The organism is Lentzea sp. NPDC092896, assembly GCF_044754905.1.
In the GTDB taxonomy this organism is placed as follows: Bacteria; Actinomycetota; Actinomycetes; order Mycobacteriales; family Pseudonocardiaceae; genus Lentzea.
On sequence record NZ_JBIVPX010000013.1, the window covers coordinates 36,058 to 58,826 of the forward strand.

Annotated in this window: 19 protein-coding genes; 10 read left to right on the forward strand and 9 right to left on the reverse strand. The window is 70.5% G+C overall.

The annotated features are described in order from the left end of the window. Positions 1 to 36: 36 nt before the first annotated feature. Complete coding sequence (gene pknB / locus ACIQF0_RS42425; RefSeq protein WP_360043151.1) at positions 37 to 2,058, reverse strand: Stk1 family PASTA domain-containing Ser/Thr kinase; 2,022 nt, start codon at positions 2,056 to 2,058, stop codon at positions 37 to 39. 77 nt (positions 2,059 to 2,135) lie between these two features. Here pknB and ACIQF0_RS42430 point away from each other — a divergent pair, with 77 nt between their 5' ends. Beyond that, the gene (locus ACIQF0_RS42430; RefSeq protein ID WP_401039748.1) at positions 2,136 to 2,501 is read left to right on the forward strand and encodes an Rv2175c family DNA-binding protein; all 366 of its coding nucleotides are present in this window, start codon (positions 2,136 to 2,138) and stop codon (positions 2,499 to 2,501) included. Positions 2,502 to 2,581: 80 nt separating this feature from the next. On the opposite strand, the gene ACIQF0_RS42435 is transcribed toward ACIQF0_RS42430, so the two are convergent. The 3 genes from ACIQF0_RS42435 to ACIQF0_RS42445 form a co-directional block, all read right to left on the reverse strand. Beyond that, the gene (locus ACIQF0_RS42435) at positions 2,582 to 3,469 is read right to left on the reverse strand and encodes a phytoene/squalene synthase family protein (protein ID WP_401039751.1); all 888 of its coding nucleotides are present in this window, start codon (positions 3,467 to 3,469) and stop codon (positions 2,582 to 2,584) included. Then, positions 3,466 to 4,914 (reverse strand): polyprenol phosphomannose-dependent alpha 1,6 mannosyltransferase MptB, encoded by a 1,449-nt coding sequence (gene mptB / locus ACIQF0_RS42440; RefSeq protein ID WP_401039754.1) that lies wholly within the window; start codon positions 4,912 to 4,914, stop codon positions 3,466 to 3,468. Before mptB ends, ACIQF0_RS42435 begins: the two co-directional genes overlap by 4 nt. Before the next feature lie 169 nt (positions 4,915 to 5,083). Then, positions 5,084 to 6,187: a polyprenyl synthetase family protein gene (locus tag ACIQF0_RS42445; RefSeq protein WP_396425379.1), complete on the reverse strand. Its 1,104-nt coding sequence runs from the start codon at positions 6,185 to 6,187 to the stop codon at positions 5,084 to 5,086. Positions 6,188 to 6,255: 68 nt separating this feature from the next. On the opposite strand from ACIQF0_RS42445, the gene metF reads away from it, so the two are divergent. Next, entirely contained in the window at positions 6,256 to 7,137 is an 882-nt protein-coding gene (metF, locus tag ACIQF0_RS42450) for a methylenetetrahydrofolate reductase [NAD(P)H] (RefSeq protein ID WP_401039757.1), read from the forward strand. On the opposite strand, the gene ACIQF0_RS42455 is transcribed toward metF, so the two are convergent. After that, positions 7,134 to 7,787 carry a DUF3153 domain-containing protein gene (locus tag ACIQF0_RS42455; protein ID WP_093599826.1) on the reverse strand — a complete coding sequence of 218 codons (654 nt, stop codon included), beginning with the start codon at positions 7,785 to 7,787 and terminating at the stop codon, positions 7,134 to 7,136. The genes metF and ACIQF0_RS42455 overlap by 4 nt on opposite strands. Positions 7,788 to 7,894: 107 nt before the next feature. On the opposite strand from ACIQF0_RS42455, the gene ACIQF0_RS42460 reads away from it, so the two are divergent. Continuing rightward, positions 7,895 to 9,547 (forward strand): DUF885 domain-containing protein, encoded by a 1,653-nt coding sequence (locus ACIQF0_RS42460; RefSeq protein WP_401039761.1) that lies wholly within the window; start codon positions 7,895 to 7,897, stop codon positions 9,545 to 9,547. 110 nt (positions 9,548 to 9,657) lie between these two features. After that, positions 9,658 to 10,071 (forward strand): hypothetical protein, encoded by a 414-nt coding sequence (locus ACIQF0_RS42465; protein ID WP_401039764.1) that lies wholly within the window; start codon positions 9,658 to 9,660, stop codon positions 10,069 to 10,071. On the opposite strand, the gene ACIQF0_RS42470 is transcribed toward ACIQF0_RS42465, so the two are convergent. Continuing rightward, a complete protein-coding gene (locus ACIQF0_RS42470) occupies positions 10,031 to 10,525 on the reverse strand; it encodes a VOC family protein (RefSeq protein WP_401039767.1) in 495 nt (164 codons plus the stop codon). The two genes, ACIQF0_RS42465 and ACIQF0_RS42470, sit on opposite strands and share 41 nt — an antisense overlap. 24 nt (positions 10,526 to 10,549) lie before the next feature. Between ACIQF0_RS42470 and ACIQF0_RS42475 the strand changes: the two genes are divergently transcribed. After that, a complete protein-coding gene (locus ACIQF0_RS42475; RefSeq protein WP_401039770.1) occupies positions 10,550 to 12,118 on the forward strand; it encodes an alkaline phosphatase D family protein in 1,569 nt (522 codons plus the stop codon). On the opposite strand, the gene ACIQF0_RS42480 is transcribed toward ACIQF0_RS42475, so the two are convergent. Continuing rightward, positions 12,095 to 12,841: a maleylpyruvate isomerase N-terminal domain-containing protein gene (locus ACIQF0_RS42480; RefSeq protein WP_360043175.1), complete on the reverse strand. Its 747-nt coding sequence runs from the start codon at positions 12,839 to 12,841 to the stop codon at positions 12,095 to 12,097. The genes ACIQF0_RS42475 and ACIQF0_RS42480 overlap by 24 nt on opposite strands. Next, positions 12,838 to 13,257, reverse strand: coding sequence for an SAV_6107 family HEPN domain-containing protein (locus tag ACIQF0_RS42485; protein WP_330270009.1), 420 nt, complete (start codon positions 13,255 to 13,257; stop codon positions 12,838 to 12,840). Before ACIQF0_RS42485 ends, ACIQF0_RS42480 begins: the two co-directional genes overlap by 4 nt. Before the next feature lie 203 nt (positions 13,258 to 13,460). Here ACIQF0_RS42485 and ACIQF0_RS42490 point away from each other — a divergent pair, with 203 nt between their 5' ends. The 4 genes from ACIQF0_RS42490 (at position 13,461) to ACIQF0_RS42505 (ending at position 16,208) form a co-directional block, all read left to right on the forward strand. Then, entirely contained in the window at positions 13,461 to 13,949 is a 489-nt protein-coding gene (locus ACIQF0_RS42490; protein ID WP_360043178.1) for a YbaK/EbsC family protein, read from the forward strand. Beyond that, a complete protein-coding gene (locus tag ACIQF0_RS42495) occupies positions 13,946 to 14,509 on the forward strand; it encodes a GNAT family N-acetyltransferase (RefSeq protein ID WP_401039776.1) in 564 nt (187 codons plus the stop codon). Before ACIQF0_RS42490 ends, ACIQF0_RS42495 begins: the two co-directional genes overlap by 4 nt. Positions 14,510 to 14,595: 86 nt before the next feature. Then, complete coding sequence (locus ACIQF0_RS42500; protein ID WP_360043184.1) at positions 14,596 to 15,225, forward strand: GntR family transcriptional regulator; 630 nt, start codon at positions 14,596 to 14,598, stop codon at positions 15,223 to 15,225. Further along, on the forward strand, positions 15,222 to 16,208 hold the full coding sequence (locus ACIQF0_RS42505; protein WP_401039779.1) for a 1-aminocyclopropane-1-carboxylate deaminase: 987 nt from the start codon (positions 15,222 to 15,224) through the stop codon (positions 16,206 to 16,208). The genes ACIQF0_RS42500 and ACIQF0_RS42505 overlap by 4 nt, the downstream gene beginning before the upstream one ends. A gap of 3 nt (positions 16,209 to 16,211) precedes the next feature. Here the strand turns inward: ACIQF0_RS42505 and ACIQF0_RS42510 are convergent, their stop codons facing one another. Further along, positions 16,212 to 20,756, reverse strand: a complete 4,545-nt coding sequence (locus ACIQF0_RS42510) for an ATP-dependent helicase (protein WP_401040038.1) — start codon at positions 20,754 to 20,756, stop codon at positions 16,212 to 16,214. Between the two features lie 109 nt (positions 20,757 to 20,865). Between ACIQF0_RS42510 and ACIQF0_RS42515 the strand changes: the two genes are divergently transcribed. Beyond that, on the forward strand, positions 20,866 to 22,728 hold the full coding sequence (locus tag ACIQF0_RS42515; RefSeq protein ID WP_401039782.1) for an Hsp70 family protein: 1,863 nt from the start codon (positions 20,866 to 20,868) through the stop codon (positions 22,726 to 22,728). The last annotated feature ends 41 nt before the right edge of the window (positions 22,729 to 22,769 follow it).

Consider the following 22,769-nt stretch of genomic DNA (forward strand, 5'->3'; position numbering starts at 1 on the left):
GCGTCGAGAACGCGGGGCCCTTCGCCTTTGCCGTGATCAGAGGCCGACGATCGTGATCTCGGTTCCTCGCTTCACCCGCGTCCGCGGCGGGATCGACTGGTTCACCACGGTCGCGTTGTTGCTCTTGTTGAACTCGACCTTCACCTTCAGACCGGCCCGTTCGAGCTGCTCCTTGGCCTCCCGCACCTTCTGCCGGGTGACGTCGGGAACCTCGATCTCCCGGTTGTTCTGGTAGAAGAGCGTGACCCGCTTGTTCTGCGTCGGGTCCAGCACCGTGCCCGCGGGCGGATCCGTCCGCACCACGCGCGACCCGTTGTTCTCCGGCGCGTCGTCGCCACCCGCGTCGACCGCTTCCAGGCCGGCGCGCTGCAGTTCGGCGACCGCCTCGTCCTTCGTCTTGCCCGTCACGTTCGGCACGGGCAGGCGCGGCGGCGGTCCCTTGCTCAGGATGAGGGTCACCGGGGCGTCGAGCGCGAGCGCCGTACCGGGGCGCGGATCGACACCGACGACCTTGCCGATCGGCACGGTGTCGTGGAACGCGTCCTTCGTCGGGTCCTTGGCCGCCTTCAGGCCCGCCGCCTCGATGTCCTTGGTCGCGGCGTCCACCTCGGCGCCGGTGTTGATGAACGGCACCACGGGCTTGCCGCGTGACACGACGAGCTTCACCTGCTGGTTCTTGCGCAGCTCGGCGCCGGGACCGGGATCGGAGCTGATGACCGTGCCGTTGGGCACGTCGTTGGACGGCACCTTCTCGACCAGCCCGGTGAGGTCGGCCTTCGAGAGCAGCAGCATCGCGTTCTGCTCGGACTGCCCGGCCACCGACGGCATCTCCGTGTAGCGACCGGCGCCGACGTACCAGGAGAACAGGCCGACGATGATCGCCACCACGACGACCACGGACCCCCAGATCGTGAAGAGCTTCTTGCGCCGCTTGCGCTCCTCCTCGACCGGGTCGACCTTCGGCTTCCTCTTCTGCGGAGGACGACGGCGCGGCGGCTCCGGCCGCTGCATCGTGCGCGTGGCGGAAGCGCCGGGAGGCGGCGTCGGCGGCCCGGTGTTGACCGTCGTCATCGCCGCCGAGCTCAGGGACGGCTTCGGCACCACCGGCCTGGTCAGCTCGGCCGCCGAGGGAGGAGTGGCGCCGACCGCGACCGGAACCGGCCGCATGATGACCGTCCTGTCGTTCTCGGGCGCCGAACCGGGCACGGGCACCGGCTGCGGCGTGAGGCCCAGGTCCGTGCCCACGCGCTCCAGTTCGGCCAGGAACGCGTCGGCGTTCGCGGGCCGCAGCACCGGGTCGCGCCGCGTCGCCTTGCGCACCAGCGTGTCGAGCGCCAGCGGGATCTCCGGAACCGACGGGACGTCCGAGTTCACGTGCTGATAGGCCACCGAGATGGCCGTCTCACCGCGATAGGGCGCCTGACCCGCCAGCATCTCGTAGAGCACGATCCCGGCCGCGTAGACGTCACTGCGCGCGTCCGCGGCGCCCGATTCCACCTGTTCAGGTGAAAGATAGGCGACTGTGCCCAGGATCTCGCTGTCGCTCGTGACGCCGTTCTCGGCGATCGCTCGGGCCAGCCCGAAGTCCGCCACCTTCACCTGGCCGCCAGGCCCGATCAGCACGTTCTCCGGCTTCACGTCCCGGTGCACGAGCCCGGCGCGGTGTGCGGCGCCCAACGCCGACAGCACCGGCCCGAGGATGCTCAGCGCCACGGCGGGAGCGAGCTTGCCGCGCTGATTGAGCAGGTCACGGAGGTTGCCGCCGTCGATCAGCTCCATCACCAGGTACACCTGGTCACCGTCGACGCCCTGGTCGTGCACGGACACCACTGCCGGGTGATGCAACTGGGCCGCCGCGCGTGCCTCGCGCTCGAAGCGCGCGACGAACGCCGGGTCCGCCGTCAGGTGCGGATCCATCACCTTGATGGCCACATCGCGATCGAGGCGAGTGTCGCGACCTCGATAGACGGTGGACATGCCACCGCGCGCGAGCACGGAGTCCACCCGGTAGCGCTGCTCCAGCAGTCCACCCATCACGTTCGAAACCGACCTCTCCACAGTGCGAGATGGTAAAGCTCAGGATGACCCGGTTGGCGGAAGGGCGTTCCCAGTTCGGTTATGGCATCGTGACCCCCGTGAGTGCGATTCCTGCCGCTGCGGATGTATTGGCTGCCGACCTGGAGGTTCTTCCTCTCCCCGAGGTGGCCGACCGAATGGGACTTCCGGTCACCCGGGTCCACCAAATGTTGCGCGACGGGCAACTGCTCGCCGAGCGGCGGGACGGCGTTCTCGTCGTCCCCGAGGCGTTTCTCGCTGCCGGAGTGGTGGTGAAGGGTCTGCCCGGCACCATCACGGTGCTGCGCGACCAGAACTACTCCACGGACGAGATTCTGCGCTGGCTCTTCACGGAGGACGAAAGCCTCCCTGGCACTCCGATCGAAGCATTGCGCGGAGACCGTGGGCGTGAGGTAAAGCGCCGCGCGCAAGCCATGGGCTTCTAAGTCGCCGATCACAGCGGTTCCAGACGTCTCCGCAGGTGAGAGACGTCTGGAACCCCTGCGCGAGGCTAAAAGAGCGGGGCTCACCCCGGAATCCCGTGGGTCGTCACACGGGCGAGGAGTGCTCGGCCGACGCCGGGCGCCGCCACGGCGAGCCGCCGTGAGTTCGGCACGGCCACACGCCGCCACAACACCTCGCAGCCGACGAGCCCGAGGATGTCGCGATACAGCGTGTACGCGGTCCGCACACAGGGCCGCGACGTCGCGGACAGCATCCCGATGCCGGGCTCCGCAGACTGATATATCGCATACGAGTGTGCGACGAGATCGTCGAGAGCCCGTTGCACCCGGTCGTTTGCGCGCCGATGACGACGACACCATTGCAAAAGGTCGCGGTCGACGCCGTGCGCTCCGAGGACGTCCTGCGGCAGGTACACCCGGCCGCGGTCGAGGTCCTCGCCGACGTCGCGCAGGAAGTTCGTGAGCTGGAACGCCACCCCGAGCCGGGCCGCGTACGGTTCGGCCTCCTCACGGGGCACGACGGTGCCGAGCACCGGCAGCATCTGCAGCCCGATGACCTCCGCCGAGCCGTGCACGTAGACACCGAGCGCGTCGAGGTCCGCGTACTCCGTCACGTCGAGGTCCATCCGCATCGACGCGAGGAAGTCGGTGAACAGCGACCTGTCGATGTCGTAGCGGCGCATCGTGTCGGCCAGCGCGTGCAGGACCGGGTTCGACGGCGCCTTCTCCAGGAGCCGCTCCAGCCGGTCGAGCTCACCCGCGCGGTCGGTCACCCCGGCCGCGTCGACGATCTCGTCGGCCCACCGGGCGAACGCGTACAGCGCGTGCACCGCGGGCCGCTGGTCAGGCCGCAGCAGCGTCGTGGCCAGGAAGAACGTCTTGCCGTACCGCGCGTTCACGCGGCGGCAGGCGGCATAGGCGGAGCCCAGGTCCACTGTCCTGGGGCTCATTCGTAACGAGAGGACAGGCCGAACGGGTCCGGCTTCACCAGTGAGCGCGCCGCGAGCCCCGACACCACCAGCGCGAAGAACAGGTAGGCCCACGAGTACAGCGCCGTGTCGCCGTTCGGGAACGTCACCAGCAGCAGGAACAGCGACGCCGTCGTCACCGTGACCAGCGCGCCCGTGCTCCACGCGAACCCGGCGGCCAGCGCCAGCGCCCAGGTGAAGTACCAGGGCAGCGTCGCGGGGGACAGCAGCGCCACGGCCAGCAACGTCAGCGCGCCACGCCGGACGGCGTCACGCACCTCGCCGTCGCGCGACGCCCACCACTGCGTGTACGCGATCCAGATCAGCACCACGGAGCCCAGCGCCCGCGCCACGCCGATGAAGATGCCGCCGTCCACGTAGACGAACCAGTTCACGACCATGCGCACGAAGTCGCCCACCGCGCTCGGCAGCGACAACCAGTTGATGATCATCGACGAGCTGCGCAGCGCCGGGATCCAGCCGAGGCTCACCCCGGCGACCAGCGTGCACACGAGGAACGTCCCGAGGAACGCGGCCAGGCCCGGCAGCAGCGCCTTGCGGAACTGGGCGCGCTTGTCGCCCTCCAGGCGCGCCGCCCAGATCCAGACGAGGAACGGCACGATCACGACCGCCGTCGCCTTCACCGAGAACGCGAGGGACAGCAGCACGAAGCCGAGCACGTGCCTGCGGTCGAGCACCAGCAGCACACCGGCCGCCATCAGCCCGATCATCAGCAGGTCGTTGTGGGCGCCGCCGATCAGGTGGACCAGCACCAGCGGGTTCGCCGCGACCAGCCACAGCGCGATCGCCGACTTGCCGCCCAGGTGCCTGCTCAGGCCCGGCAGCGCCCAGCACAGCAGCACCAGCCCGCCCGCGAGGGACAGGCGCATGGCGACGACGCCGAGGATGACGCTCGCGTCCGTGATCCACACGATCGCCTTGGCGACCAGGATGAACAACGGCCCGTACGGCGCCGGCGTGTGCTGCCACACCCAGCTGACGTTCTCGGACAGCGTGCTCTGCAGGACGGCGGGCCCGACCGTGTACGGGTCGTAGCCGCTCAGCGCGAGCTGGCCCTGTGCCAGGTAGCTGTAGATGTCCTTGCTGAACAGCGGCGGAGCGAACAGCAGCGGCAACGTCCAGACCGTCACCGCGACCAGCACCGCGAAGTCGCCGATCTCACCCCACCGCACGAGGCGGCCGAGCCGGATCCACGCCCAGATGACGAGGCCGAGCCCGAGGTACAGGACCATGCTCGCGAGGTCGCGGCCGTGGCCGTAGCGCAGCCAGCTCAGCCCGACCTGGGCGAGCAGCGGGTCGCGCTCGAGGATCGCGCCGGCACCCATGCCCCCGAGCGCGATCAGAGCCACGCCCAGCAGGCCGAGCATGGTCGTGCGGATGGGGATGGCGTAGGTGTTCGTGCGCACGACTGGATCAAGCTCCTGTGGAAGTGTCTCGGAGCTCGTGCGGGGGAGGGACGGAGTTGCTGCCATCGCCCGAACATCGTTGCACAAGGCGCTGAAGCGTCGGCAAGCAACGGGCCACACTGGTCACGTGGACTTAATCAAGCCGTCCGCCCGGGAAACGTGATCAACTTCAGAACGCGCGCTTGGTGGAGCTGATCGCGAGGCCGGCGAGCTTGGCGGCGGCCGGTTCGGCCACGGGAGCGGCGTCGAGAGCGGCCAGCGCGCTCTTCGTCAGCTCCTCGATGCGTTCCTCGACGGCGTCGACGGCGCCGACCTTCACGAGCGTGCGCCTGACCTCCTCGACGGTGTCCAGGTCGAGGTCGGGCTTGCCCAGTGCGATATCCAATATATCGGCGCCGAACTGCATGCCGAGCGCGACGAGCAGCGTGCGCTTGCCCTCGGCGAGGTCGTCCCCCGCGGGCTTGCCGGTGACCTCGGGGTCGCCGAACACTCCGAGCAGGTCGTCGCGCAGCTGGAACGCGACGCCGATGTCGGCGCCGAACGCGCGCAGCCCGTCGATCAGCTCCGGCGAGCCGCCCGCCATCGCCGCACCCATGTGCAGCGGCCGTTCGACCGTGTAGGCGGCGGTCTTGAGCCGGTCGATGCGCAGCGCGGCGTCCGCGGACGAGTCGCCCCGCGCCTGCGTCAGCACGTCCAGGTACTGGCCCGCGAGCATCTCGGTGCGCATGTCCCGCCACGGCTCGCTCATCCGGCGCAGCACCTCCGACGGCAGCCCGGCGGCGAAGAGCATGTCGTCCGCCCACGCCAGCGCGACGTCACCGATCAGCACGGCCGCCGACATGCCGAAGCGCTCCGACGAACCGAGCCAGCCCTGCTCGCGGTGCCGCGCGCCGAACGCGATGTGCACGGTCGGCTTGCCCCGGCGCACCGAGGAGGCGTCCATCAGGTCGTCGTGGATCAGCGCGCACGCCTGGATCAGCTCCAGCGAGCTGACCGCCGTGAGCACCTCGTCCGCGAGTTCGCCGTCGGGATCGCCGCCGGCCGCTCGCCAGCCCCACCACGCGTAGGTCGGGCGGATGCGCTTGCCACCGCCCAGCACGAAATCGGAGAGCGCGTCCACCGCGCTCGCGAAGCTCGGGTCCATCGCCTCACCGGACGCGCGCCGGGAGGCCAGATAGGTGGTCAGTGCTGCTTCGACGTGCTGGGGCAGAGCGACGTCGATGGGGTGGTGGGACACACGTCCATGGTCCGCTGTGTCCGAGACCACCCGCATGGCGGGGCCCGCGTACCACATGATGAGCTGGAGTCTCACCTAGCGGAAGACCCACTAGGGTTGGTCCCATGACGTCGGTGGTGGAGCGGCTCCGGGGAGAGTCACCCAAGTTCTCGGTGGAGTTCCTGCCGCCTCGGGACGCGGAGGACGAGAAGGTCCTCTGGAAGGCCGTCCGCGAGCTGGAAGGCCTCGACCCGGCGTTCGTGTCGATCACCTACGGCGCCGGCGGGTCGCGCCGGGACCGCACGATCCGCGCCACCGGCCGCATCGCGCAGGAGACGACGCTGCTGCCCGTCGCGCACCTCACCGCCGTCGAGCACTCGGTGGCCGAGCTGCGCAACGTGATCGGCTGGTACGCGGCGATCGGCGTGCGCAACATCCTGGCGCTGCGCGGCGACCCTCCCGGCGACCCGATGGGCGAGTGGGTCGCGCACCCCGAGGGCCTGAACTACGCCGACGAGCTGGTGCGGCTGGTCCGCGAGCTCGGCGACTTCTGCGTGGGCGTGGCGGCGTTCCCGTACGGGCACCCGCGCTCCGGCGACCTCGACACCGACCTGAAGTTCCTGCTGCGCAAGCTCGACGCGGGCGCGGACTACGCGGTGGCGCAGCTGTTCCACGCGCCGGAGCCGTTCCTGCGGATGCGTGACCGGGTGGCGGAGGCGGGCTGCTCCGCGGCGATCCTGCCGGGAATCATGCCGATGCTCTCGCCGCGCGGCCTGGCCAAGATCGTGGAGCTGTCCGGCGCCGACCTGCCGCTCGACGTCTCGCGCCGGTTGGAGCCGTACGCGGACGATGTCGCGGGGTTCCGGGCGACCGGCATCGACATCGCGACCGAGATGTGCCAGCGGTTGCTCGACGAGGGCGTTCCCGCGCTGCACTTCTACACGATGAACAGGTCCAAGGCGACGAAGGAAGTGCTGGGGCGCCTGGGTCTGGTGACCCGCGCCTAGAGCGTGACGTTGCGCTTGTGCGCGATGAGGGCGAGCACGACGACGATCAGCGCGGCACCGCCGGTGAGCCCGGCGACCAGCAGCGCCCAGCCGAAGAACGAGCTGGAGTTCTCGCCCGCGTACTGCACGGTGGCCTGCAGCATCGACGCCTGACCGGGTTTCGGAGACCACGCGATCGTGTTGTTCTCCTCCTCGCGGCCGTTGGTGTTCACGATCTTGCCGGGGAAGCTGACCTTCACCTGGATGTCCGCGCGTTCCACCGGGACCTGGGTCAGGTCGACCGACCCCGACAGCGTGACAAGATCACCCGACCGGCGGAAGCTGAGGCTGTAGCGGCTGTTCGACGAGCTGGTGGACGTCGACAGCGTCCGCATCTCGTCGAACGACAGGCCGTTGAAGAACAGCTGCGTGCCCGCGTACGACTCCACCCGGTACGGCTTGGTGGTGACGCGGCTCGCGAGCTCCGGCGGCACCTTGAGCTGGGGCCCGGGGTCGTTGTCCTGCGTCGGAGGCGTGGCCGCGACGATCTCGCCGGAGATGCGGTCGTCGTCCGACACGGCCATGGCGGCGTACACGCGAACGCAGCCGCTCAACGAAAACAGGGTGAGCAGCAAGAAGACCGGCAGCAGAAGTGCCCGGGAACGACGCACGCGGACATCCTGCCAGCACGGCCCAAACGACGCAGGTCCCCTCCGAAGGTCGTGAGCTTGACTAACTACCTTTTGGTGTGGAGGGGCGCGAGGTAGCGTCTCGAAACATGGCATCCGTGCACGAGATCAGCAACAAATTCGTCAGCGACTACGTGGCGCTGGACCCCATCACGGCCACCAGTCTGGGCTTCGCGGGAGCCGATGACCAGCTGACGGACCTCTCCCCGGAAGGGCACGCGGCGCGCGACGAACTCGCCGTCCGCGCTCTCTCCGCCATCACCGCCGCACAGCCCGCGGATGCCTCGGAGGAGGCGGCACGCGCCGTCTTCCTCGAACGGACGGGCCTGGAGCACGAGCTGTACGAGGCCGGGGAGACCGAGTCCTCGCTGAACGTCATCGCGAGCCCGATCCAGTCCGTGCGCGACATCTTCGACCAGATGCCGACCGACACGCCGGAGCAATGGGCCACGATCGGCCGTCGTCTCTCCGCCGTGCCCGCCGCTCTCGACGGTCTGCGCGCCTCTCTCTCGCACGCCGCTTCCCGCGGACACGTCTCCGCGATCCGTCAGGTCACCCAGGTCGCCAAGCAGTGCGACACCTTCGCGACGACCTTCTTCGGCCCGTTCGCCGCTTCGGCCAACGTGGACGGCTCGGTGCGTTCCTCTCTCGACGCCGGCGCCACCGCCGCTGCCGCCGCCTACGCGGACTTCGCCTCGTTCCTGCGCACGACGCTGGCACCTCAGGCGCCCGCCAAGGACGCGGTCGGCGAGGAGCGCTACCGCCTCGGTTCGCGCTACTTCACCGGGTCCCGGCTCGACCTGGCCGAGGCCTACGCGTGGGGCTGGGAGGAGTTCCTCGGCATCGAGGCCGAGATGAAGAAGGTCGCGGCGCGGCTCAAGCCGGGCGCTTCCCTGGCGGAGACCGCGGCGTTCCTCGACGAGCACCCGCGCTACCAGGTGCACGGCCAGGACGGCCTGCAGACGTGGATGCAGGAACTGTCCGACAAGGCCCTGCTCGACCTGCGCGACGTGCATTTCGACCTGCCCGACGCGCTGATGAACCTCGAATGCAAGATCGCCCCGCCCGGCGGTGCGGTCGGCGCCTACTACACGCCGCCGACCGCCGACTTCTCCCGCCCCGGCCGCATGTGGTGGTCGATCGCCGAGGGCAAGTCGGTGTTCCCGACGTGGCGCGAGACCTCGACGGTCTACCACGAGGGCGTGCCGGGCCATCACCTCCAGTGCGCGACGGCCGTGTACCAGTCGGAGACGCTGAACGACTTCCAGCGCCTGATGTGCTGGGTGTCGGGCCACGGCGAGGGCTGGGCGCTCTACGCGGAACGCCTCATGCGCGAACTGGGCTACCTCGACGACGACGGCGACCTGCTCGGCATGCTCGACGCGCACCTGTTCCGCGCGGCCCGCGTGATCATCGACATCGGCATGCACCTGGAGCTGGAGATCCCGGCCGGCACCGGCTTCCACCCCGGCGAGCGCTGGACGCCCGAACTCGGCCTCGAGTTCATGATGACCCGCACGCTCTCGGAGCCCGCCCACATCCGCGACGAGATCGACCGCTACCTCGGCTGGCCGGGCCAGGCTCCGGCCTACAAGATCGGCGAGCGCCTGTGGCTCGCCGCCCGCGAGGACGCGCGGACCCGCAAGGGCGCCGACTTCGACCTCAAGCTCTTCCACAAGGAGGCGCTGGAGATGGGCGCGATGGGCCTCGACACCCTCCGTGAACGGTTGGCCGCACTCTAGCCCCACCTCTCATCGCAAGGCGCTGAACAGCGCTTATGACCCCTTATGCAAAGAACGTTTGCGGACGTCCGCAAACGTTCTTTGCATAAGGGGGTGGAGATGGTTGAACGATGAACTTGCCTGAGCTGTGTTTCCACCTCCGGCATCGGCGCCGGATGTACCTGCCGGACGACAGGTACGGCACGGCGGTCGCCTTCGTGGAGGGCTACAACTCGGCGCTCGGCGGAGCACCGCTGGCGGGCTTCCAGGAGTACGTGGCGGGGAGGACCGGCCAGACCGGGTCGCCGGTCGTGTGGTCGTACCTGATCGCCGAAGTGGTGGTGCCGGACATCCTCGGCGAGGGCGGCGGCATCGGTCAGCTGCCCGTAGAACTGGGAAACGCGCTCACCGACAGGATGCTCGATCTGCTGGAGGCGTTTCTCGTGGACAGGGGAGAGCAGCTGATATCCCATATATCGGATATCAGTGCGACGCGAGCGGTCGCTACGCCGGATCGGCCCACCGGACGCGCACCCGGTTCGTGATCGGCTCCGGGTCGTCGGTCCGCACGAACTCGAGCCACGGGCCCGGCTCCGGCCGGACCGAGGCGAAGCCGTCCCCGCTGCGCACCACCGGATGCCCGGTCGCCCGGGCCGACGCCAGCGGATCACGCGAGTCGACGACGACGGCCGCGATCACGCCGGGATATTCGGGGCGGGGTTCGAGTACGCAGAACTCGTTGCCCTGCGGATCGCGCAGCACCACCCACGGCACGTCGGTCTGACCGACGTCGGCGAGTTCGGCGCCGAGCTTCAGAGCGCGCGCCACGATGTCCGCCTGATGTTCGGGCGACGACGAGGCCAGGTCGACGTGCACCCGGTTCTTCTCGATCTTCGGGGCGTCGCTCCACACGAACGTCAGCTCGATCTCGTCACCGGCGAACTCGGACCAGAACGCGGCCAGGGCCGGGGGATCCGCCGCCTCGAACGTGATTTCCACGCGTACGAGGGTACTGTCTCGCGCGTGGCGAAGCTGGTGCTCGGACCCCTCCTCAGGCATGTCGACGACACATCCGCGACGGTGTGGGTCGAGACCGATGCTTCCTGCGAAGTCGTGATCGCCGGGCACACGGCGCGCACGTTTCAGGCGGGAAGACAGCACTTCGCGCTCGTCAGGCTGGAGAACCTGGGGCCGCGCACGGAGTACGACGTCAGGCTCGACGACGAGCTGGTGTGGCCGGAATCCGGCAGCGGGTTCCCGAAACCGGTCATCCGCACCGGTGAGGTCCGCCGGATCGCCTTCGGGTCGTGCCGTGCCGCGCCGACCCAGCCGCTCGGTCCCGACGCCCTCGACGCGTTCGCGCAGCGGCTCATGGAGGTGCCGGAGGAGGAGTGGCCGCAGGCGCTCGTCCTGCTGGGAGACCAGGTCTACGCCGACGAACCCACCGAGGCCACCAAGCAGTGGCTGCGCGATCGCAGGCAGGGCACGGAGGAACCGGACGGCGAGGTCGTCCACTTCGGCGAGTACGCCCGCCTCTACCACGAGACCTGGGGCGACCCGGAGATCCGCTGGCTGCTGTCGGTCGTGCCGACCGCGATGATCTTCGACGACCACGACGTGCGCGACGACTGGAACACCTCCGCGACGTGGCGCGCGGAGATGGCCGAGAAGCCGTGGTGGCGCGACAGGATCCGCGGCGCCCTCTCCTCGTACTGGGTCTACCAGCACCTGGGCAACCTCGGCCCGAACGAGCTCGCGCGGGATCCCTTGTACGCCAAGGTGAAGGCCCAGGACACGGACGTGCTGCCGTTGCTGGAGGAGTTCGCCGAGGAGGCGGACAAGGAGGTGGAGGGCCGCAAGTCGACGTGGTGGAGCTTCCGCCGCGAGTTCGGCCGCATCCGGCTGCTCATGGTCGACACGCGCTCGGGCCGCATCCTCGACGAGGGCAAGCGGCAGATGGTCAGCGACGCCGAGTTCGAGTGGATCGAGCAGAACACCGACGGCGAGGACATCGACCACCTGCTGATCGGCTCGTCGCTGCCGTGGCTGATGCCACACGCGCTCAGCCACTTCCAGTCCCTCAACGAGATCGGCGCGCGCAAACCGGGCTGGCAGGGCAAAGCCGCCGAGGGGATCCGGCAGGCGGTGGACCTGGAGCACTGGCCGGCGTTCCGCGAGTCGTTCGACCGGCTCACGCGGATGATCGAGAAGGCCGCGGGCAACGGCGCAGCGACGGTCTGCGTGCTGTCCGGCGACGTGCACCACAGCTACGTCGCCGAGGCCGAGTTCCCCAGGCCCACCAAGGCCTTCGTCGCGCAGCTCGTGTGCTCGCCCATCCACAACGAGGCGCCGAAGTTCCTGCGGCCGGGGTTCCGGTTCTCCTGGTCCCGCCCGGCCTCGTGGCTGTTCCGCCGCCTCGCGACGCTGGCAGGCGTGCCGGAGGACCTGGTGCACTGGCGCAAGACCAGCGGCCCGCACTTCGGGAACTCCGTGGCACTGCTGGACTTCGACGGCCGCCGCGCCCGCTACCGGCTGTTGTCGGCAACGGGCGAGGAGACCGCGTCCGTCCTACTTGGTCGCGAGTCGCAGTAGCGCCCACAGCTGCGCGATGGCGTCGTCGTCGCCGATCGTCGTGACCAGGCGGTCGGGCAACCGGCCCCACAGCCAGCGGTACATCGTCATCGGGCCCGCCGACACCTGCGCGTCGGCGGCGTGCGCGTCCTCCGGGTCGACCACACGCCACGCCGACGAGCCGTGCGGACCGCAGCGCGTGAGCCACAGGTGGTCCTCGACCTGGATGGCCACGAGGCTCTCCCGCGACCCCCGCACCCCGAGCACGTCCAGCTTGTGCCCCAGCCACAACGTGAGCACCTCGTCGACGCCGTCGATCGCGACCTCGTCGGCGACGGCACCGGGTTCCACGCCGGAGGCGCCCTGGACGTCCATGCGGTGCACCGTCGTCTCGTGCGCGAGCCGTCGCCGCCAGAACCCGTAGTTCTGCCGGTCGGGCCACCACGTCGCGCACGGCTCGTCCTCGTCGTGAGCTTCGAGTTCCGCGATCACGGCCTCCGCGCCCGATCTCATGAAGTCGAGCGTGTCCTCGCCGGGCGCTGGGTGGTCCTGCCACTCCCCGGCGCGGGGCTCACGGCCGAGCCTGATCCACGCCAGCACACAGCGATAGCCGCCGCCGACGTGCCGCACGGTCTCCCCGAGGTTCAGCCCGGGACAGGCCGGCACGCCCTTGTGCGGTGGCTGGCCGATCGCGGACATGGCGAGCAGTTCCGCCTCACGACGCAGGATGTCGAGAGAGTTCACCGCTTCGCCTCGCTCATCACGCGGTCGACGAGCAGCACGAACTGATGGGTCTGGCGCACCAGGTCGTCGGCCGTGCGCGCGTCGACGTGCCGTGTGATCCCCGCGAGAACGGCAGCCCGCGTGGACGACCACGACGCGAAGAAAGCGGCCCACTCACTCATCTCCGGCGCGAGCGCGCCGAGCAGCACCCACGCGCTGGTCGGCCTCGACCGCCCGCGATGGGGTCGTCCACGTAAGGCGAGCACCGCGGCGGCAGCGCGCAGTGCGGCGAGATAAGCGGTCGCGAACCGCTGCGGGGGCTCGGGCGTGCGCTCCGACTCGGCGAGCGAGTCGTGGGCCTGCCGCAGCAGGGCGAGCGCGGACGCGGGTGGCAACGGGATGGGGAAGGCTGCCGGATTCGAAAGATCGGCTGTCATCTCGGCCTCCTCGTGGCGTCGGTGGACGACGTCACCGCCGAGGGGAAGCCGGCGGCTCTCGGAGGTGGGGTGCTTCCCCCACCCCACCTCCGAGGCATAGTGCGACTCGAACACCTGTTCGAGTCCTCATCAGCGTAGCTCCCAGCCGATGGATTCCTCAACCCGCCCCACCACGTGGGCGCGAGTCGTGGTCTGATGGAGATGTGAGTGCGCTCGAACACCCCGGAATCCGCAAGGTCGCGGAAGCCCTGCCACCCGCCACCGCCGGACGCATCGTCGTGCTGCCGGACGCCGTGCGGACCGCCGCGGCCGCCGCGGAAGCGGTGGGCGTCCAGGTCGGCGCGATCGCGAACAGCCTGCTGTTCGCCGCGGTGCGCGACGGCGTCGCGGCCCCGCTGCTCGTCCTCACCTCGGGCGCGCACCGCGCGGACACGTCGATGGTGGCCGAACTGGTGGGAGCGGAGGCGGTCAAGCGCGCCGACCCGGAGTTCGTCCGCGAGCACACGGGCCAGGTGATCGGCGGGGTGTCGCCGGTCGGGCACCCGGCGCCGATCGAGACCATCGTGGACAGGGCGTTGTCCGGCTACGAGGAGATCTGGGCGGCCGCGGGCCATCCGCACGCCGTCTACCCCACGACCTTCACGGACCTGGTGGCGCTGACGGGCGGACGTGTGGCGGTGGTGACGGCATGACGGCCTCGCCGCGCCTGGAGCGCATCGTCGAGATGACCGCCTCGGAGCTGAACGTGCGGCTGGGCGAAGCCCTCGCGCTGTACGTGACGGCCATGAACTACCCGCCCGGCACCGTCGAGCAGCGCGCCCCGATGTGGCTCGCGCACATGATGCGCGAGGACTGGCGCTGCGTCGTCGCGCTGGGGGAGCAGGACGAACTCGTCGGCATCGGGTACGGCTACCGCGGCGCGGCCGGCCAGTGGTGGCACGAGCAGGTGCGGCGCGGACTGATGCAGGTCTCGCCGCCCACCGTCGTCGAGGACTGGCTCACCGACTACTTCGAGCTGACCGAACTGCACGTGTTGCCGCGCGCCCAGGGGCGCGGTCTCGGCGAGGACCTGTTGCGCCGCCTGCTGGAGGGCGTGCCGTCCTCCCGCGTGCTGCTGTCCACGCCTGAAGGCCCGAGCAAGGCGTGGAAGCTCTACCGCCGCGTCGGCTTCGTGGACGTGTTGCGGCACTACCAGTTCACCGGCGACCCGCGGCCGTTCGCGGTCCTTGGCCGCGTCCTTCCCGTCAGCTAGCCCGGAACCAGCCAAGCCCCCGAGTCGCACCGCGGCTCGGGGGCTTGTTGTTGCGATCACCCGGCCCGCGCCCTACGCTCACTGATATGCAATATATTGGATATGGGTCACTGAAGGAGCGGGCGGCGGCCGAGATCCGGGCGGCGATCGTGCGCGGCGACCTGGAGCCGGGCACGCCCATCAAGGACGTCGAACTGGCGGAGAAGCTCGGCCTGTCCCGCACCCCGGTGCGCGAGGCCCTCGCCACGCTGACCGACGAGGGCCTGGTCGAGACCAAGCCGCACGCGTACACCCGTGTCACCGCGCTGGAAGCGGAGCCGGTGCGCGACGCCCTCGTCGTCGTCCAGTCCATGCACGCCCTCGCCGTCGGCATCGCGGTGCCGAAGATGCAGGCCGAGGACATCGCCGCCATGCGGGCCGCGAACAAGTCCTTCAAGAAGGCGCTCGACGCCAACGACGCCGTCGCCGCGCTGGCCGCAGACGACGAGTTCCACGCCGTGGCCGTCCACCGCTGCGACAACTTCGCGATCGCCGCGACCATCGACCGCTTCACCCCGCTGGTGCGCCGGGCCGAGCACAACCGGTTCTCCTCGCCGGACGCCCGCCACTCCGTCACCCAGCACCAGCAGATCATCGAGGCGTGCGAGAAGGGCGACCCCGCGCTGGCCGCCACCCTGGTCGACGAGAACTGGAGCACCCTGGAGGACGAACTGTGAACAGATTCCCGCTCCTGTTCGGCCCCTCGCCCGTCCACCGCCTGGACCGCCTCACCGCCCACCTCGGCGGCGCCGCGGTCTGGGCCAAGCGCGAGGACTGCAACTCCGGCCTCGCCTACGGCGGCAACAAGACCCGCAAGCTCGAGTACCTCGTCGCCGACGCGCTGGCCACCGGCTGCGACACCCTCGTGTCGATCGGCGGCATCCAGTCCAACCACACCCGCCAGGTCGCGGCCGCCGCGGCCAGGGCCGGCCTGAAAGCCGTGCTGGTGCAGGAGAGCTGGGTCGACTGGGCCGACGTCGGCAGCGACCGGGTGGGCAACATCCTGCTCAGCCGCATGATGGGAGCCGACGTCCGGCTGGTGAGCGCCGAGTTCGGCATCGGCGTCAAACCCGCCTGGGAACAGGCGATCGAAGAGGTCCGCGCGGGCGGCGGCAAGCCCTACCCGATCCCCGCCGGCGCCTCCGACCACCCGCTGGGCGGCATGGGCTTCGCGAACTGGGCGGACGAGGTCCGCCAGCAGGAAGCCCAGCTCGGCGTCTTCTTCGACACCGTCGTCGTCTGCTCGGTGACCGGCAGCACCCAGGCGGGCATGGTCGCCGGTTTCGCGAACGACACCGGCCGCCGCGTGCTGGGCATCGACGCCTCCGCCAAGCCGGCCGAGACCCTCGCCCAGATCACCCGCATCGCGCACAACACCGCGAAGCTCCGCGAGGTCACGGTGTCCGAAGAGGACGTCCTGCTCGACGACCGCTTCCACGCCGGCACCTACGGCATCGCCGACGAGTCCACCGTGGACGCCATGCGGCTGGGCGCGAGCCTCGAAGGCATGATCACCGACCCTGTCTACGAGGGAAAGTCCCTGGCAGGGCTCATCCACCTCGTGTCGTCGGGCGAGATCGGCCGCGACAGCACGGTCCTCTACGCCCACCTCGGCGGGCAGCCGGCCCTCAACGCCTACAGCTCGCTGTTCCCGGCATAGGTCTCACGCGCGCAGGCGCAGACCCTTCGGGGTGGCGCGGAAACCGGCTTCCTGCAGGACCGTCGCCAGGTGCGAGGTCAGCGCGACCTCGCCGTCGGCTCGCTGGACCGCCAGCTGGCCCAGCCAGCCGTCGCGGACAGCCCGGCTCAGGGCGTTCGCGGCGGTGCGCAGGGTCGGCTCGTCGTCGGTGAACGACAGCAGCGATTTACCTCCTCTCTCCACGTAGAGCGCCGGGGTGCCGTCGACCAGCACCGCCAGCGCGCCGGCTTTGCGAGCCGGCCGGTGTTTGCCCTCTCCCAACGGATCCGGCCACGCCAGCGCGGCTCCGTAGGGCTGGGCGGGATCGGCGGCGGCGAGCACCACCGCGGCCTGGTCGGCCTGGGACGGCTGACCAGGAGGACGGGACAGGGCCCGCAGGCGGTCCACCGCGCCTCGCGCCGCGAACTGGGCGGCACCCAGCCCCTCGACGACATAACCGCGTATGACCTGCCCCGACTCCTCCATGGCCCGCAACACCTTGTAGACGCCGCTGAACCCACCCGTCACGCGCTCGGTGTCCAGAGCGCCCCGCGTCAGCACGCCGTGGCGTTCCAGGAAAGCCTCGGCACGAGCGTGCGCCCGGCGAGTCGGATCCTCTGCGGGGGTGACCGCCAGGGACCAGCGCCCGGCGGCGGTCGGCGGTCCCGTGCGCGAGGGCATGTCGGGACGTGCGGCGCGCAGCCGTGCGTAACGGCCGCGCGGGGCAGTGCGGCGAGGCTTGTGCGCCGCCCCGCCACCGGACACCAGCGCGCGCAGCGGCGACAACGTGTCGTTGGTGATCAGCCCAGCCCACACCAGATCCCACAGCGTGCCGACGACTTCCGCGTCCGTGCACGCCGTGGATAGCGAAGCCCGGTCGACCACCTGACGGAAGAACAACGCCCCGCCGGACAACGCCTCCAGCACCGCCGTGTGCAGCGGCGACTCCGGAACGGACTCCGGCACCAGGTCGGGCAGCAGCAGATCGGCCACGTCGGTCGGCGCGAGCGCGATCCAGCCGTCGCCACCGGCCAGTGCGCCACACCCCGTCCACGTCACCTCGCCGGACGCCGTCAGCTCGTCCAGCAGCGCCGGGTAGTAGCCGGGCAACCGGGACGGGAACAGCAGCGACTCCAGGGCGCTCGCCGGAAGTGGCGCCCCGGCGAGCTGTTCCACCACCGAGAACACGTCGTCGACCGTCGGCGCCGCACGCAACCGGCGGCCCAGGCCGTGCCACTGCGGGAGAAAGCGGCCGAGCGCGGCGGGTTCGACCGGCTCCACCTCGGACCGCAGCAGGGCCAGCGACGCACGGCGCAGACGACGCAACACGTCCGCGTCGCAGTACTCGGTGTGCGTGCCGCCGGGCCGCAGCTCACCGCGCACCAGCCGGCCCGTGGCCGCCATGCGTTCCAGCACACCCGTCACCACGGCCACGCCCAGACCGAAGCGGGCAGCGGGTTCGGAGGCGGGGAACGGCCCGTGGGTGCGGGCGTAGCGGCTCAGCAGGTCGCCCAGCGGATCCGCCACCGGTTCGGTGAACGCCTCCGGCACGCCGACCGGGAGAGCGACCCCGAGCGCGTCACGGACCTTGCCCGCGTCCTCGATCGAGATGCTGCGTTCCTCGCCGGCGATCCGGACCCGGATCACCCGGCGCTCGGCCACCAGTTCGTCGAGCCACGCTCGGGACACGCCGCGTTCGAGCGCCTCCGCGTCGGAGAGATCTCCCAGGAACCGCAACAGGTCCGCGGTGTCCTCGGCGTGCCGCGGCCGGCGGTCCTCGGAGAGGCGCTGCAGGCTGCGCTCGACCTCGGCCACGACCTCCGGGTCGAGCAGCTCGCGGATCGCCTCCGAGCCGAGCAGTTCCGCGAGCAGCGTCGAGTCGAGCGACAACGCCGCCGCGCGCCGTTCCGCGAGAGGAGCGTCCAGCTCGTAGAGGAACATGCCGACATAGCCGAAGAGCAGGCTGCGGGCGAACGGCGACGGCGACTGGGTCTCGACCTCGACCACGCGCACCTTGCGCGCGCGGACGTCCGACATCAGCTCCTTCAGGCCGGGCACGTCGTAGACGTCCTGCAGGCACTCGCGCATGGCCTCCAAGACCACCGGGAAGCTCTCGTACTTCGCGGCGACCGACAGCAGCTGCGCCGACCGTTGCCGCTGCTGCCACAACGGGGTGCGGCGGCGTGGATCGCGGCGGGGCAGCAGCAGTGACCGGGCGGCGCACTCGCGGAACCGGGCCGCGAACAACGCCGAGCCGCCCACCTCCGCGACCACGATCTGCTCGACCTCGTCGGGATCGAGCAGCACGTCCTCCGCGCCCGCCGTCACCTCCACGCCCTCGTAGTCCAGGGCGTCCGGCAGCCGCAGCACGATGCCGTCGTCGGAGTGCGCGGCCTGCACCTCGACCCCGCGCTTCTCCCGCAGGCGCGCCGCGATCGCGAGCGCCCACGGCGCGTTGACCTGGGCGCCGAACGGGGAGTGCACGACGAGCCGCCAGTCGCCCAGCTCGTCGCGGAACCGTTCCACCAGAACGATCCTGTCGTTCGGGACGTGCCGCGTGGCCTCCCGCTGCTCGCCCAGGTACGCGAGCAGGTTGTCCGTCGCCCACTCGTCCAGACCGGCGGAGCCGGCCCGTTGCCGCGCCGCCGAATCCTCCATCGTGGACACTTCGCGCAGGAACCTGCCCATCGCACGGCCGAGTTCCAGCGGGCGGCCCGGAGCGTCGCCCTTCCAGAACGGCATGCGCGCGGGCTGCCCCGGCGCGGGCACCACGATCACCCGGTCGTGCGTGATGTCCTGGACCCGCCACGACGACGTGCCCAGCAGGAACGTGTCGCCCACCCGCGACTCGTAGACCATCTCCTCGTCGAGCTCACCGACGCGCGAGCCGGCGCCGTTCTCCGAGGCAGGGGTCATGACCGTGTACATCCCCCGGTCGGGGATCGTGCCGCCGGACGTGACCGCCAGCCGTTGCGAGCCCGGCCGGCCTCGCAGCTCGGAGTTCACCCGGTCCCAGGTGATCCGGGGCCGCAATTCGCCGAACTCCTCGGACGGATACCGGCCCGACAGCATGTCGAGCACCGCGTTCAGCGCCGAGTCCGGCAGCCCTGCGAACGGTGCCGCCCGCCGCACCAGCGCCGTCAGTTCCTCGAGCGCCCACGTCTCCATCGCCACCATCGCGACGACGTGCTGCGCCAGCACGTCGAGCGGGTTGCGCGGGAACCGCACGGCCTCGATCGCACCGTCCCGCATCCGTTCCGCCACCACCGCGCACGACACCAGGTCGCCGCGGAACTTCGGGAACATCACGCCCCGCGACACCGCGCCGACCTGGTGCCCGGCCCGGCCGACGCGCTGCAGCCCGGATGCGACCGACGGCGGCGCCTCCACCTGCACCACCAGGTCGACCGCGCCCATGTCGATGCCGAGCTCCAGTGACGACGTCGCCACCACGCACGGCAGCCGCCCGGTCTTCAGGTCCTCTTCCACGGCCGTGCGCTGCTCCCGCGACATCGAGCCGTGATGCGCGCGGGCCACGGACGCGGTCTTCTGCACCGTCATGCCCGACTGGCCGATGGCCTCGGCGGGGAAGGACTCCAGCTCGGTCGCTTCCTCTGCGAGCTCGTTGAGGCGCGCGGTCAGCCGTTCCGCGAGCCGCCGCGAGTTCGCGAAGACGATCGTCGACCGGTGTGCCCGCACCAGCTCCAGGATGCGTGCCTCGACCGACGGCCAGATGGACGTGCGTTGCTCGGCTCCGGCGGCAGACCCCGACACCTCACCCGTCGGCTGGCCGAGCAGCGCCATGTCCTCGACCGGCACCTCCACCTCGACCTGGATGACCTTCGGGGTCTTCGGCTGCACCACCGACACCGGCCGGCCACCGGCGAGGAACGTGCTGATCTCCTCGACCGGCCGCACCGTCGCCGACAGCCCGATCCGCTGCGCCGGCCGGTCGAGCAGCACGTCCAGCCGTTCCAGCGACAACGCCAGGTGCGCGCCGCGTTTCGTGCCCGCCACCGCGTGCACCTCGTCGACGATCACCGTCTCCACGCCGCGCAACGACTCGCGTGCCGACGACGTGAGCAGCAGGAACAACGACTCCGGCGTCGTCACCAGCACGTCGGGCGGAGTGCGCCCGAACGCCCGCCGTTCCTCCGGGGACGTGTCGCCCGTCCTCATGCCCACGGTGATCGACGGTTCCGTCACCCCCAGCCGGTGAGCGGCCTGCCGGATGCCGGTCAGCGGAGCGCGCAGGTTTCGTTCGACGTCCACCGCCAGTGCCTTCAACGGCGACACGTAGAGCACGCGGCAGCGCCGTTTCGGTTCCGAGGGGGTGGTCGAGGAAGCCAGCCGGTCCAGCGCCCACAGGAACGCTGCCAGCGTCTTGCCCGAGCCCGTCGGGGCGATGACCAGCGCGTGTTCGCCCGCCGCCGCGGCCGCCCACGCCCCTGTCTGCGCCTGGGTGGGCGCGGCGAAGGCCCCGGCGAACCACTGCCTGGTCGCCGCTGAGAATGCCTCCATCACGTCCATGGAGACCATCATGACGCCGGGGTCCGACAATTTCTGATCGCGCAGGTCCGAGCACCCGGCGAAGCCCTCTGTGGCACGATCACCGCAGTACGTCTGCGAGGGGAGCACGGTGCGCGTCCTGTCCGTCGACCTGGGCACCGCCAACACGGTTGCGGTGCTGTCCGACCACGGCGTGGTGGATGTGGACGGTGGGCCGACGATGCCCTCGTCCGTCTACCTCGACGAGGACGGCTCCCTGCGCGTCGGCAGAGAAGCGGAGCGGCGTTCGCGCCAGGACCCGTCGCGCTACGAGGCGAACCCCAAGCGCCACATCGACAAGGCCACGCTCAAGCTCGGCGAGCAGAACCTGCCGGTCAACGACGCGCTCGCGGCCATCTACGCCCGCGTGCTGGAGGCCGTCACCGCGCTGCTCAAGGGCGAGCACCTCGACGAGATCCGCCTGACGCACCCGGCGGAGTGGGGCCCGAGCAGGCGCAACAAGCTGCTGTCCTCGGCCAGGCTCGCGGGCATGACCGGCGAGCTCGTGCCGGTTCCCGAGGCCATCGCGGTCGCCTCGTTCAGCGGTGGCCGCCCGCTCGCCGTCTACGACTTCGGCGCCGACACGTTCGACGTCTCCGTGCTCGACGCCCAGCACCGCATCCTCGCCGACGGCAGCCTCAGCGACGTCGGTGGCCTCGACGTCGACCAGGCGCTGCTGGAGCACATTGGCCGCACGGTCTCCCACAAGGACCCGGCCGGCTGGCAACGGCTGATGCGCCCGGTCACGGTGGACGACCACCGCGCCCGCCTCGGCCTGCGCGAGGAACTGCGCCTCGCGAAGGAGGACCTCTCCGAGCTGCCTCAGGTCGAGGTGCTGATGCCGGAGCCGTTCGAGAAGGTCGTCATCACCCGCGCCGAACTCGAGGCGCTGGTCCGGTCGAGCCTGATCCGCACCACCGAGCTGCTCATCTCCACGGTGCACCGGGCCGGTGTCACGCCCGAGCACGTCTACCTCGTCGGCGGGTCCTGCCGGATGCCGCTGGTCGCGCAGATCATCGCGGAGAAGGTCGGCATCGTCCCGACCAACCCCGACCACCCGGAGACGATCGTCGCGACCGGCGCGCAGGTCGTGGACCGGGCGACGATCACGCTCAAGCCCGAGGACGACAAGCCCCGCTACGTCGAGCCGCCCACGGTCGTGACCGCGCCGGTCAGCCCCGCCGTGAGCGGCCCGCACCCGGTGAACCCGAACGTCAGCGGCCCGAACCCGGTGGTCAGCGGCTCCTACCCGAGCGGCTCGTATCCAAGCGGTTCGTACCCGAGTGGGTCGTACCCGAGCGGCGCGTACTCGGCGAGCGGCACCTACCCGGTGAACCCGAACGTCAGCGGCAGCTACCCGGCGAACTTCCCGCAGCAGGCCCCGAAGAAGAAGGACAACAAGAAGGTCCTCATCGGTGCCGGCGCGGCGGTCCTCGTGGTGGCGGGCGTGATCGGCGCGGCCTTCGCGCTGTCCGGCCCGAGCCTGCCCAGCGCCGACGAGTGCAAGGACGACACCGCGCAGGACGGCCAGGGCTTCACGAAGTGCCTGCGCCAGCTCGCGGGCACCGTGCCGGACGGCGGCGGCTGCGAGAAGGCCGACTCCGCGCAGATCACCGGCATGGAGGAGATCAAGGGCACGGTCGTGAGCTGCACGATCCGCGACGGCTACGCGGTCCAGTACATCCTCACCGACAGCGTCACCGGCGCCGAGAACAACGCGGCCACCATCGCGAAGTCGTTCCAGACCGACCGCGTCGAGGCCGACTGGACCGGCAACGGCCTGGAGGGCGACTACCGCGCGGCCACGTCGAGCGGCACCGGCGTGCTGGTGTTCACCGCCAAGGGCCGTCCCATGTTCGGCATCCTCACCAAGACCGCCGAGGAGAACGCGGACGAGCTCAAGGCCGACGAAATGGCCGATTTCTTCGAGAAGTCCGTGCAACCGGGCGAGTAAGCGCCCCTGATGGACCTGTCGGCGAGCGGTCCGGCCGTGTC